This is a genomic window from Bradyrhizobium genosp. SA-3 (assembly GCF_004212635.1).
Lineage (GTDB): Bacteria > Pseudomonadota > Alphaproteobacteria > Rhizobiales > Xanthobacteraceae > Bradyrhizobium.
In genome coordinates this window covers 1-12,733 of the sequence record NZ_PSRT01000196.1, presented here as the reverse complement: position 1 = coordinate 12,733, position 12,733 = coordinate 1, and the positions used below count along the sequence as shown (strand labels likewise).

General features: G+C 64.0%; 12 protein-coding genes. 7 read left to right on the top strand and 5 right to left on the bottom strand.

The genetic code is table 11. The features are described from left to right. Window positions 1-824, top strand: an 824-nt coding sequence (locus tag CWO91_RS38795; protein ID WP_130220658.1) for a YbfB/YjiJ family MFS transporter, incomplete at its 5' end; no start/stop codon positions are given. 98 nt (window positions 825-922) lie between these two features. Here the strand turns inward: CWO91_RS38795 and CWO91_RS38790 are convergent. The 4 genes from CWO91_RS38790 to CWO91_RS38775 form a co-directional block, all read right to left on the bottom strand. Beyond that, window positions 923-1,705 carry a molybdopterin-binding protein gene (locus tag CWO91_RS38790; RefSeq protein WP_130220657.1) on the bottom strand — a complete coding sequence of 261 codons (783 nt, stop codon included), beginning with the start codon at window positions 1,703-1,705 and terminating at the stop codon, window positions 923-925. A 10-nt stretch (window positions 1,706-1,715) separates the two neighbouring features. Beyond that, window positions 1,716-2,345 carry a cytochrome b/b6 domain-containing protein gene (locus tag CWO91_RS38785; protein ID WP_130220656.1) on the bottom strand — a complete coding sequence of 210 codons (630 nt, stop codon included), beginning with the start codon at window positions 2,343-2,345 and terminating at the stop codon, window positions 1,716-1,718. Between the two features lie 183 nt (window positions 2,346-2,528). Then, window positions 2,529-3,083, bottom strand: coding sequence for a fasciclin domain-containing protein (locus tag CWO91_RS38780; RefSeq protein WP_091882949.1), 555 nt, complete (start codon window positions 3,081-3,083; stop codon window positions 2,529-2,531). Between the two features lie 417 nt (window positions 3,084-3,500). Then, window positions 3,501-4,262 carry an SDR family oxidoreductase gene (locus CWO91_RS38775; protein WP_130220655.1) on the bottom strand — a complete coding sequence of 254 codons (762 nt, stop codon included), beginning with the start codon at window positions 4,260-4,262 and terminating at the stop codon, window positions 3,501-3,503. 86 nt (window positions 4,263-4,348) lie between these two features. Between CWO91_RS38775 and CWO91_RS38770 the strand changes: the two genes are divergently transcribed. After that, a complete protein-coding gene (locus CWO91_RS38770) occupies window positions 4,349-5,878 on the top strand; it encodes a malonate--CoA ligase (RefSeq protein ID WP_130220654.1) in 1,530 nt (509 codons plus the stop codon). A 346-nt stretch (window positions 5,879-6,224) separates the two neighbouring features. Here the strand turns inward: CWO91_RS38770 and CWO91_RS38765 are convergent, their stop codons facing one another. Continuing rightward, window positions 6,225-7,085 carry a sulfite exporter TauE/SafE family protein gene (locus tag CWO91_RS38765; RefSeq protein WP_130220653.1) on the bottom strand — a complete coding sequence of 287 codons (861 nt, stop codon included), beginning with the start codon at window positions 7,083-7,085 and terminating at the stop codon, window positions 6,225-6,227. Between the two features lie 508 nt (window positions 7,086-7,593). Between CWO91_RS38765 and sdhC the strand changes: the two genes are divergently transcribed. The 5 genes from sdhC to CWO91_RS38740 all read left to right on the top strand — a co-directional run. Then, complete coding sequence (gene sdhC, locus CWO91_RS38760) at window positions 7,594-7,992, top strand: succinate dehydrogenase, cytochrome b556 subunit (RefSeq protein ID WP_130220652.1); 399 nt, start codon at window positions 7,594-7,596, stop codon at window positions 7,990-7,992. Beyond that, window positions 7,989-8,393, top strand: a complete 405-nt coding sequence (gene sdhD, locus CWO91_RS38755) for a succinate dehydrogenase, hydrophobic membrane anchor protein (RefSeq protein WP_130220651.1) — start codon at window positions 7,989-7,991, stop codon at window positions 8,391-8,393. The genes sdhC and sdhD overlap by 4 nt, the downstream gene beginning before the upstream one ends. A 3-nt stretch (window positions 8,394-8,396) precedes the next feature. After that, window positions 8,397-10,232 (top strand): succinate dehydrogenase flavoprotein subunit, encoded by a 1,836-nt coding sequence (sdhA, locus tag CWO91_RS38750; protein ID WP_130220650.1) that lies wholly within the window; start codon window positions 8,397-8,399, stop codon window positions 10,230-10,232. A gap of 107 nt (window positions 10,233-10,339) precedes the next feature. Next, window positions 10,340-11,122 (top strand): succinate dehydrogenase iron-sulfur subunit, encoded by a 783-nt coding sequence (locus CWO91_RS38745; protein WP_130220649.1) that lies wholly within the window; start codon window positions 10,340-10,342, stop codon window positions 11,120-11,122. Between the two features lie 182 nt (window positions 11,123-11,304). Further along, window positions 11,305-12,733, top strand: a 1,429-nt coding sequence (locus tag CWO91_RS38740) for a hybrid sensor histidine kinase/response regulator (protein ID WP_130220648.1), incomplete at its 3' end; no start/stop codon positions are given.

Sequence of the window (12,733 nt, the reverse complement as noted above, 5' to 3'; positions counted from 1 at the left end):
CGCTGGCGGCGACCATCGCGCAGTTGCGCCCGGAGCGGGCCAATTTCCTGCTGAGCCTGTTCTACGCCGGCCCGGGCATAGGCATTCTCGCCTCGGGGCTGATCGCCCCGTTCACGCTGCAATATTTCGGACCGGGCTCGTGGTGGATCGTCTGGTGGGCGCTGACACTGCTGTCCGTCGCGATGACGATTCCGCTGTTCCTGATCCGCATCGAGAGCAGTGTCCGCTTCTCGGAAGGCAGCCACGTGTCGTTCGCGATTCTGCCCGTGCTGATCTATCTCGCCGGCTACTTCCTGTTCGGCGCCGGCTACATCGCCTACATGACCTTCATGATCGCCTATGTGCGCGACGGCGGCGGCGGGGCCGCGGCACAGGCCGCGTTCTGGAGCCTGATCGGGCTGAGCGCCTTCGTGACGCCCTGGGCCTGGCGCGGCGTGCTGGCGCTCGATCGCGGGGGACTTGCCACCGCCATCATCCTCGGCACCAACGCGCTCGGTGCCGCCTTGCCGATGCTCGGACATTCACCGGCGTGGCTCGCGGTCTCCGCGGTGGTGTTCGGCGTCGCTTTCTTCGCGGTCGTCGGCTCGACCACCGCCTTCGTCCGCTTCAACTATCCGCCCGAGGTGTGGCCGACCGCGATCGCGGCGATGACGATCTCATTCGGCGTCGGCCAGACGCTCGGCCCGATCGTGGTCGGCGCGATCACGGATGCGCTGGGCAGCTTGAGTTACGCGCTGAATGTCTCGGCGGCGCTGCTGGCGCTCGGGGCGGTGGCGGCGCTGTGCCAGCGCAAGGTGGGGGCGGCCAAACAATCGGTGCCGTAGGGTGGGCAAAGCGAAGCGTGCCCACCAACGCTTTGTCCGCCGTGACAATCATGGTGGGCACGGCGCTACGCGCCTTTGCCCACCCTACAGCAGCGGGCCTAGCTTCCACTAAACGAATTATACCCCTGGTCTTCCCAATAGCCGCCCTTGTAGTCGTTGGTGACCTCCATCGAGACCACGTATTTCGGGTTCTTGAAGCCGAGTTTTGTCGGCACGCGGATCTTCATCGGAAAACCGTAGGCGCGCGGCAAGATCTCGCCTGCGTATTTGAACGTCATCTGCGTCTGCGGATGCAGCGCGCTGCGCATGTCGAGCGGCGAGTTGTAGCCGTCCTTGTCGGCGCACTGGAACCAGACATATTTCGCGCGCGTGTCGGCGCCGATCAGCTTGAGGAAGTCGCGCAGCGGCGTGCCGGTCCAGCTGCCGATCGCGCTCCAGCCCTCGACGCAGATGAGGCGGGTGATCTGCGTGACCTGAGGAAGTTGGTACAGCTCCGGAAGGGTCCACGATTTCTTGTTGTCGACGAGGCCGCGAACCTCGAGCTTCCAGTCGCTGCCATCGACATCAGGCGCGTCGTCGAGATCGTAATAGGCATTGAACGGGAACGGTTTTGTGATCGCGCTCTCGGGGAAGGTCGGCGCCAGCGCATCGGGATTGAAGATGAAGGCCTGTACCGCGTCGTTGAATTTCGAGACCTGTTTCAGCATCTCCTCGGCCGAGGACGAGTCGACGACGTCGCAGCCGGTGAGCAGCGTCAGCGCACCGAAGCTGGCGCCGCCCGCGATGAAGCCGCGGCGGGTGACGTCAGGCATCGTCTTGATGAAATCTTTGATCAGCAATCGCTTGTCGACGCCGGGGATCAGGAATGAGCGCTTCGCCATGTTCTCCTCCTCAGCGGCCGATGATCATCGCGCGCAGGCTCTTCGGCACCAGCAGCGCGAGCAGGACATGAATGACCAGGAACGCGCAGATCGCGGCCATGCAGAAGAAGTGCACGTAGCGCGCAGTCGGATAATCGCCGAACAGCATCACCAGGTAATAGAGCTGCACCGGCTTCCACATCGCGAGGCCCGACAGCACGATCAGCACGCCGACCACGATGATGCCGGCATAGAGCAGGCGCTGCACGTAATTGTAGACGGTGAGATCGTCATGGCCGAGCTTGAAGGTCAGCGCCGCCCTGACGTCGTGAAGCACGCCGGACGTCGTGATCGGCAGCAGCTTGCTGCGGAAACGGCCGGTCGCGAACCCGGTGATGACATAGGCGAGGCCGTTGATCATCAACAGCCACATCGCCGCAAAATGCCAGAGCAGGCCGCCCGCGAGCCAGCCGCCGAGCGTGTATTCGCGCGGGAAGCTGAAACCGAACAGCGGCGAGGCGTTGTAGATCTGCCAGCCCGACAGGATCATCAGGATCATGGCGAGGGCGTTGACCCAGTGCATGATCCGGACCCAGGCCGGCTGGATCACTTTGGCCGGAGTGGCCCTGACCTGCTCGTCGGTGACTGTGAGGCTCGCCATGATGGTTCCGTCCTGAACGTCGTTTGACAACAATTATACGCCGATGCTTCCGCTTTCGTTACGCCCCGTCCGGCATCAAATCGATACTGGCGGGCTATCACGGTCACAAGAAAGCGAGCCGGGCACCCCCGGCTCGCCGTCTCGAGGCCTCCTGTTCGGGGGATGAAACAGGGGTGGGCGGTGTTACGTCGCCGGCATCAGCACGGTGTCGACCACATGGATGACGCCGTTCGACTGGTTGACGTTGGAGATCGTCACCATCGAGGTGCCGCCCTTGGCATCGACGATCCAGGTCTTGCCGTCCATCTTCTTCACCGTCAGTTCCTCGCCCTCGGCGGTCTTCATCTTCTTGCCGTCGGTGAGGTCGGAGGCCGCGAGCTTGCCGGGCACGACGTGATAGGTGAGGATCTTGGTCAGCGTCGCCTTGTTCTCGGGCTTGACCAGGTTGTCGACGGTGCCGGCCGGCAGCTTGCCGAAGGCGGCATTGGTCGGCGCGAACACCGTGAACGGGCCCTTGCTTTCCAGCGTCGGCACCAGGCCTGCCGCCTTCACCGCCGCGACCAGCGTGGTGTGGTCCTTGGAGTTGACCGCGTTCTGGACGATGTTCTTGGACGGGAACATCGCGGCGCCACCGACCATGACGGTCTTTTCCTCGGCGCTGACGGGCGCAACGACGGTCGCGGTGATGGCCAGGGCGCTGAAGGCGGCGGCAGCGAGATAGGCAATGCGCTTCGACATGGAGAATCTCCCGATTGAATTGAGACCGGCGGTCGCCGGTGTTTGAGTTGGCAACAACGGCGGCTGTGTCTCCTTGGCTTGAAGCAGCAGCGCCGTCGTTGGACCGAACTACGGGAGGGCTTGCGATGCGGTTTCGGAAAAAAATTCTTTGTGATGCGTGAAACTATGGGGGAGGAATTTCGTGTGGTGGCTCGCACCGTCCACGTTCACCACTGTCGTCCCGGACAAGCGCAGCTCCCGACAACGCGCAGCGTTGTCTGGAGCGAAGCGCCGATCCGGGACCCATAGCCACAGGGAGTGGTTTGGCGAAGACTCGGAGTGACCTATCTCGCGCGACGACTCCTCCCTGGGATTATGGGTCCCGGATCGGCGCTTACGCTTGTCCGGGACGACAGTGGAGTGGCGTGCACTCTGCCCTCAATCCCGGCTCTGCGGCGTCTGAATAAAACCACGGTTATGCGTCGGGCTGATCAGCACTTCGTTGATGCAGACGCGTGGCGGCATCGACGCGATAAACGCGATGGTGCGGCCGAGATCTTCGGATTGCAGCATCCTGGCCTGCTCATCCTCGCTCGGCACCACCGGGCGCAGTTTCAGGATCGGCGTCGCCACCTCGCCCGGCATCAGGCAGCAGGCGCGCAGGCCGTTGACGCATTCGTCCATGTTGAAGGAATGAGTCAGCGCCAGCACCGCATGCTTGGTCGTGGTGTAGGCCGGGCCCGGCATCTTCGAGACGTGGCGGCCGGCCCAGGACGAGACGTTGATGATCGCGCCGTCCTGCTGCTTGCGCATCGTCGGCAGCACCGCGCGCATGCAATAGAGCACGCCGTTGAGGTTGACCTGGACCAATCTGTCCCAGCCTTCCAGTTCCATGTCCTGCCAGCTGCGCTTGGGAACATTGATGCCGGCATTGTTCACCAGCAGATCGATCCGGCCGTGCTTGGCGACGATCTGATCGGCCGCCTTCTGGGCTTCAGTGGCGTTGGACACGTCGAGCACAATGGCCTCGGCCGCCCCGCCTGCGCCATTGATCTTTGCAACCACGGCATCCAGGGCTGACTGGCGCCGGCCCGACACCACCACCGTCCAGCCGTCGGCAGCTAACGCCTCGGCGCCGGCCTCCCCGATCCCGCTGCCGGCGCCCGTGACCCAGGCCACGCGTTTCCCGTTTTTTGTCATGCCAACTGTCTCCGTTGCTTCTGCGGGGCGGTTTTTGCTAATCCAGCCCTCGGTTTTGACCGGCCTTCGCCGGCGAGGAATGTTGCATGAACCAAGCTGCCAACGCCAATCTGTTTTCCCGCCTGTTCGACGGCCTGGACGATCCCAAACGCCTCGCGATCGAGACGCATGACGGCGCCCGTATCAGCTATGGCGATCTGATCGCGCGGGCAGGGCAGATGGCGAATGTGCTGGTCGCGCGCGGCGTGAAGCCCGGCGATCGCGTCGCGGTGCAGGTGGAGAAATCGGTCGCCAACATCGTGCTGTATCTTGCCACCGTGCGGGCCGGCGCGGTCTATCTGCCGCTCAACACCGCCTATACGCTGAACGAGCTCGACTACTTCATCGGCGATGCCGAACCGTCGCTGGTGGTTTGCGATCCCTCCAAGGCCGAAGGCCTCGCCCCGATCGCCGCCAAAGTAAAGGCCAAGGTCGAGACGCTCGAGCCTGACGGCAAGGGCTCGCTGACGGCTGCCGCCGACAAGGCGAGCAGCGAGTTTACGACGGTGCCGCGCGAAAACGACGATCTCGCCGCGATCCTCTACACGTCCGGCACCACGGGGCGCTCCAAGGGCGCGATGCTCACCCACGACAATCTGGCGTCGAACTCGCTCAGCCTCGTCGGCTACTGGCGTTTCACCGACAAGGACGTCCTGATCCACGCGCTGCCGATCTACCACACCCACGGCCTGTTCGTTGCGACCAACGTGACGCTGTTCGCGCGGGCGTCGATGATCTTCCTGCCGAAGCTCGATCCGGATTTGATCATCAAGCTGATGGCGCGCGCCACCGTGCTGATGGGCGTTCCGACCTTCTACACACGGCTTCTGCAGAACCCCGCGCTGTCGCGCGAGACCGCGAAGCACATGCGCCTGTTCATCTCGGGCTCGGCCCCGCTGCTGGCGGAGACCCACCGTGAATGGTCGGCGCGCACGGGCCATGCGGTGCTCGAGCGCTATGGCATGACCGAGACCAACATGAACACGTCGAACCCCTATGACGGCGAGCGCGTGCCCGGCGCAGTTGGCTTCCCGCTGCCGGGCGTCTCGTTGCGCGTCACCGACCCCGAGACGGCGAAGGAACTGCCGCGCGAAGAAATCGGCATGATCGAGGTGAAGGGCCCGAACGTATTTAGGGGTTACTGGCGCATGCCGGAGAAGACCAAGGCCGAATTCCGGCCCGACGGCTTCTTCATCACCGGCGATCTCGGCAAGATCGACAGCAAGGGCTACGTCCACATTCTCGGCCGCGGCAAGGACCTCGTGATCTCCGGCGGCTTCAACGTTTATCCGAAGGAAATCGAGAGCGAGATCGACGCCATGCCGGGCGTGGTCGAATCCGCCGTGATCGGCGTGCCGCACGCCGATTTCGGCGAAGGGGTCACCGCCGTGCTGGTCTGCAACAAGGGCGCCGAGGTCAGCGAAGCCTCGGTGCTGAAGGCGCTCGACGGACGGCTCGCAAAATTCAAGATGCCCAAGCGCGTCTTCGTCGTCGACGAGCTGCCGCGCAATACGATGGGCAAGGTGCAGAAGAACGTGCTGCGCGAGACGTATAAGGATATCTACGCGAAGAAATAGGCATGTTGCGGCTTCGCGATCGCCGTCAACTTCCCGCTGTCGTCCTGGCGAAAGCCAGGACCCATTACCCCAGGGAGAAGTTTGGCGCGAAGCTGGTGGCCACGAGTCATCGCAAAACCACCCCTGGGGTAATGGGTCCTGGATCGGCGCTCGCTGCGCGAGCTTGTCCAGGACGACGATGATGTTGGCATTGCGAGCACTCTCAACGCCGTCATTGCGAGGAGCTCTTGCGACGAAGCAATCCAGGCTGCCGCCGCGGAAGGATTCCTGGATTGCTTCGCGGAGCCTGTCATCGGGCCGCGCTTCGCGCGGACCCGTTGGCTCGCAATGACGGAGTGTGCGGGGCCTACTGCCCGCCGACCAGGCTCATCACAAACCTGCTGCCGACAATAAACAGATAGCACCCGAACGCCACCTCCAGCGTCCGCTTCGACATCGCATGCGCGGCTCTTACGCCGAGCGGCGCGGTAACGAGGCTCATCGGCATCACCAGAACGGCGCCGATCAGGGAGACGTAGCCGAGCGCGAATGGGATTTGCAGGGCCGTGACGGCCGGATAGTTCGCCGATGCCGGCCACCCGGCATAGATGTAGCCGAGCGCGCCGGGGATCGAGATCAAGACCGCGAGCGCCGATGAGGTCGCGACCGCCTGATGAATGGGACGGCTGTAGAAGGTCATCAGCAGGTTCGAGAACAGGCCGCCGCCGATGCCCATCAATGTCGAGAGGATGCCGACACAGAAGCCGTAGGCGCGCATCAATGGGCCCTTCGGCAGATCATCGCCGAGCTTCCAGGTCTCGCGCGCGAAGATGAGCCGGACCGCGGCTGACCAGGCGACGGCGACGAACACGATCTTGAACAGGCGCTCCGGCGCGTAGCGCGCGACCACGCTGCCGGCGATGACGCCGATCACGATCGGCAGCCACCAGACGCGCAGGATCGCCATATCGACGGCGCCGCGTTTGTAGTGCGCCTGGAACGAACGGATCGAGGTCGGAATGATCACCGCGAGCGAGGTGCCGACGCAGAGCGGCATGCGCACCTCCAGCGGCACGCCGGCGATGCGAAAGCATTCGTAGAACACCGGCACGAGAATCGCGCCACCGCCGATGCCGAACACGCCGGCCAAAAATCCCGAGAGCGCGCCGGTTGCGATCAGCAACAGCGCAAGCTCCACGATCTCCTTGATGTCGAGCCCTGCAATCACCTCTGACCTGCCCCGGCGACTGGTCGCTGCGGTGCCGAGATGTCGCTTCGGAACGCCGCGTAGGGAGCATTAGGCGATCTGATTCGCGCGGTCGACACACCGGACCTCCCGGCTGGGGTGGGATGCAGGGTGCGCATATCCAAGGGGTTCGAACGGAAGCGGAATGGGAAGGCAGGTTCGCGTGGGCCGGACGAGTTTGCGCCACGACTGGACCACCCTCTGGCCGATTTGGACGGGACGGTCCGTTTAGAGGCGTTCCAATAGCAATTTCAACGCACCTCGCTCCCTCCCGAAGAAATGAATATTTATTCCTTACTTCGTTGGCGGACCGACGCTCTGGTATACCAAGCCACTGATTGGCCTTGTTTCATCAACGCTCTAGAGCTGAACCATCGTTCGATTTATGGCGATTTGGTGATTGCGCCAGCGAAATCGACTCCGTAAATAGAGCCGACCTTTCCGATCCCCGCGCGCCCCTCTGTTGGGCCGCAATACAACATCAAAGCCCATGACCGCACGGATCGAACGACCGCTCTCACCACACATGCAAGTGTACCGTTGGACGTTGACGATGGCGCTGTCCATCATCCACCGCGCCACCGGTATCGCCCTCTATGTCGGAACCCTGCTGCTGGTCTGGTGGCTGATTGCGGCGGCCTCCGGCCCGGCCGCCTACGCGCACGTCCAGGCCTTCGCCGGCAGCATCATCGGACGGCTGATCGTGTTCGGCTACACCTGGGCGCTGATGCACCATATGCTCAGCGGCATCCGGCATTTCGTCTGGGATCTCGGCTACGGCTTCAAGGCCAACGAGCGGGAAACGTTGACCTGGGGCGCCCTGATCGGCGGCATCGCGTTGACGGTGCTGATCTGGATCATCGCCTATGCGATCGGAGGTGGACGATGAGCGCAACCGATACGCCGAAGCGCAGCATGCGCACCCCGCTTGGCCGCGTCCGCAATCTCGGCGCCGCGCATTCGGGCACGTCCGATTTCTGGCACCAGCGCATCACCGGCGTCGCCATGACGCTGCTGATGATCCCGGTGCTGGTGATCATCATGATGCTGCTCGGCCGCAATCAGATCGGCGCTGCGCAGATTCTCAGCTCCATTCCCGTCGCGGTGATCCTGCTCCTCTTCATCTTCGCCAGCGCCTGGCACATGAAAATCGGCATGCAGGTGGTGATCGAGGACTACGTCCATAACGAGAAGCTGAAGCTCATCTCCATCATGCTCAACAACTTCTTCTCGGTCGCCGTGGCGCTCGCCTCGACCTACGCGATCCTGAAACTTTCATCCGGAGTGTAACCCATGGCCACCACAACGAATGGCTCGGGCAAGGGCGCTCCCGCCACCAACGGCAAAGCCTATCCGATCGAAGACCACACCTATGACGTCGTCGTGGTCGGCGCCGGCGGCGCGGGCCTGCGCGCCGTGGTCGGCTGCAGCGAAGCCGGCCTGCGCACCGCCTGCATCACAAAGGTGTTTCCGACCCGCTCGCACACGGTCGCGGCGCAGGGCGGCATCTCCGCCTCGCTCGGCAACATGCACCAGGACGACTGGCGCTGGCACATGTACGACACCGTGAAGGGGTCGGACTGGCTCGGCGACCAGGACGCGATCGAATACATGGTGCGGAACGCGCCGGAAGCCGTCTACGAGCTCGAGCATTGGGGCGTGCCGTTCTCGCGCACCGAGGACGGCAAGATCTACCAGCGCCCGTTCGGTGGCATGACCCTGGACTATGGCAAAGGCCAGGCGCAGCGCACCTGCGCCGCCGCCGACCGCACCGGCCACGCCATGCTGCACACGATGTACGGCCAGTCGCTGCGCCACGCGGCCGAATTCTTCATCGAATTTTTCGCCATCGACCTGATCATGGACGACCAGGGCACCTGCCGCGGCGTCATCGCGCTCAAGCTCGACGACGGCACGCTGCACCGCTTCCGCGCCCAGACCGTGATCCTCGCGACCGGCGGCTATGGCCGCGCCTACGCGTCCTGCACCTCGGCGCACACCTGCACCGGCGACGGCGGCGGCATGGTGCTGCGCGCCGGGCTGCCGCTCCAGGACATGGAGTTCGTCCAGTTCCACCCGACCGGCATCTACGGCTCGGGCTGTCTCGTCACCGAAGGCGCGCGCGGCGAAGGCGGCTATCTCGTCAATTCCGAGGGCGAGCGCTTCATGGAGCGCTACGCGCCTTCCGCAAAGGATCTGGCGTCGCGCGACGTCGTCTCGCGCGCGATGACCATCGAGATCCGCGAAGGCCGCGGCGTCGGCAAGAAGAAGGACCACATCTTCCTGCATCTCGACCATCTCGATCCCGCGGTACTGGCCGAGCGGCTGCCGGGCATCTCCGAATCCGCAAAGATCTTCGCCAATGTCGACGTGACGCGCGAGCCGATCCCGATCGTGCCGACCGTGCACTACAACATGGGCGGCATTCCCACCAACTATCACGGCGAAGTGCTGACCAAGAAGGACGGCGACGACAACGCGGTCATCCCCGGCCTGATGGCGATCGGTGAAGCCGCCTGCGTCTCCGTGCACGGCGCCAACCGCCTCGGCTCCAACTCGCTGATCGACCTCGTGGTGTTCGGCCGCGCCGCGGCGCTCCGCCTCGCCGAGAAGCTCACGCCCAATGGCAAGCAGCCGGAGCTGCCGGCGAACTCGGCCGAGATGGCGCTCGGCCGCCTCGACCATTACCGCTACGCCTCCGGCGGCACGCCGACGGCGAAGCTGCGCGAAGGCATGCAGCACGTGATGCAGAACAACTGCGCGGTGTTCCGCACCGGCGAAGTTTTGAGCGAAGGCCAGAACCTGATCCAGAAGGTGCACAGCGGCATCACCGACATCGCGGTGTCCGACCGCTCGCTGGTGTGGAATTCGGATCTCGTCGAGACGCTCGAATTCGACAATCTGATCTCGCAGGCGGTGGTGACGATGAACTCGGCCGCCAACCGCACCGAGAGCCGCGGCGCCCATGCGCGCGAGGATTTCTCCGAGCGCGACGACAAGAACTGGATGAAGCACACGCTGGCCTGGCTGGACGATTCCGGCAAGGTCAAGATCGAGTACCGCCCGGTTCACAACTACACCATGACCAACGACGTGCAGTACATCCCGCCGAAGGCGCGGGTGTACTGATCGAACATTAGCCGTCATTCCGGGGCGATGCGCAGCATCAAGCCCGGAATCTCGAGATTCCGGGTCTGGTCCTTCGGACCATCCCGGAATGACGAAAGGTTAGAGCAATGGTTGAATTCGCACTTCCGAAGAACTCCAAGATCACCGGCGGCAAGACCTGGCCGAAGCCTGCGGGCGCGACCGAGCTCCGCGAGTTCAAGGTCTATCGCTGGAATCCGGACGACGGCAAGAATCCGAGCGTCGACACCTATTACGTCGACACCAATGATTGCGGTCCGATGGTGCTGGACGGCCTGATCTGGATCAAGAACCACATCGATCCGTCGCTGACCTTCCGCCGCTCCTGCCGCGAAGGCGTCTGCGGCTCCTGCGCCATGAACATCGACGGCCAGAACACGCTCGCCTGCACCCGCTCGATGCACGACGTGAATGACGGCGCGGTGAAGATCAATCCGCTGCCGCATCAGCCGGTGGTGAAGGACCTCGTTCCCGACCTCACCAATTTCTACGCGCAGTACGCCTCGATCGAGCCGTGGCTGAAGACGACCTCGCCGACGCCGCAGAAGGAATGGCGCCAGAGCCACGAGGACCGCGAGAAGCTGGACGGCCTCTACGAATGCATCCTGTGTGCCTGCTGCTCGACCTCCTGCCCGAGCTATTGGTGGAACAGCGAGCGCTATCTCGGTCCCGCCGCGCTGCTCCAGGCCAACCGCTGGGTGTCCGATTCGCGGGATGAAGCGACCGGCGAACGGCTCGACGATCTCGAGGACCCCTTCCGCCTCTACCGCTGCCACACCATCATGAACTGCGCCAAGGCCTGTCCGAAGGGCCTCAACCCGGCCGAAGCCATCGCCGAGCTCAAGCTCAAGATGGTCGAGCGCCAGATCTGAGACGAATATTGCCGCCCCGGCCGGGCCGGCCGGGGTATTCTGCGATCACAGTCAATTTGAGCAGAATTTTCTCCAACCCGCTGCGCGCGCAAGTTTTAGATCAACAACCAGCGGTTTTCGCATAAGCTGCTTCCTTCCCTGCGCGAGATTCAGTTAAGCTCGCGCCAGGGACTGGAGCGACTGTGCAGAGGGCGCAACGCAACTCGCTGAGGCTGTTGCAGTGGATGATGGCGGCATCCCTGGCGCTGCCGATTGCGCTGTTCGCGATCGCCGCCACGATCTCCTACACTTCGACGAAAGACATTGCCGACCGCGAGATCGCGCGCACCCTCGACGTCGCGCATGAGCATGCGCTGAAGGTGTTCGAGACCATCGACCGCAGCCTTGCCGAGCTCAACGAGGTCGTGCGCGGCCTTCCCGACGAAACCATCCGCACGCGCGAGCCGGCTTTGCACCGTCGCCTGAAGCGGCTGACCGATTCGCTGCCGCAGCTCAAATCGGCCTGGATCTTCGGTGCGGACGGAAAAGCGCTGGTCAACAGCCTCGCCTCACCGCCGCCCGAGCTAAGCTTTACGGACCGCGATTACTTCTACGCCCACATCGACCAGAGCATCGGCACTTTCATCGGCATGCCTCTGACACCACGTCCACCCTATCGGGGCGCGCGCTTCTTCGGGATGAGCCGCCGCCGCGATTCCGACGACGGCACCTTCATCGGCGTGATCCAGGCCTCCGTGCTGCCGGAATATTTCGAGAGCTTCTATGCCAGGATCGGCTCCGATCCCGGCAGCTTCTTCGCAATGGGGCGTGCCGACGGCGCCGTGCTCGCGCATTTCCCGCGGCTCGACCACGACCTGCGGCTCGATCCGGGCGGCCCGGTCGGTCAGCAGATCGCCGCCCAGCCCGAGCGTGGCCTAATGACCGTCGCCTGGCCATCGGACGGGATCGAGCGCCGCATCGGCTACCGGCGCGTTGCCGAATATCCGATCTATGTCAGCGCCGGGCTCGAAACCTCGGCGATCCGGGCGCGCTGGTTCGCCACCATGGGCCAGCATCTGGTGTTCGGCATTCCCGCCACCGCGCTGCTGTTCCTGCTGCTCGCCTTCGCATTCCGCCGCACCCAGCATCTTCAGGCCGAGGCCGCAGCGCGGCGCGAAGCCGAGGACGCGCTCAAGCACAGCCAGCGCCTGGAGGCGCTCGGGCAGCTCACCGGCGGCGTCGCGCACGATTTCAACAATCTGCTGACGGTGATCCGCGCCTCGGTCGACCTGCTGAATCGCCCGCACCTGACGGAGGAGCGGCGGCAGCGCTACATCACGGCCATCGCGGACGCAGTCGCACGCGCCGCCAAGCTGACCTCGCAGCTGCTCGCCTTTGCGCGGCGCCAGACCCTGAAGCCAGAGGTGTTCGACGTCGGCCAGCGCATGCAGTCGCTGCACGACATGCTGGCAACGCTGCTCGGGCCCGCCATCGAGATCGTCACGCGGCTGCCGGCCGAGCCCTGTCTCGTCAATGCCGATGCCGGCCAGTTCGAGACGGCGCTGATCAACATGGCGACCAACGCGCGCGATGCCATGCAGGGCAAGGGCCGGATCGTCTTCGAGGTCGCGG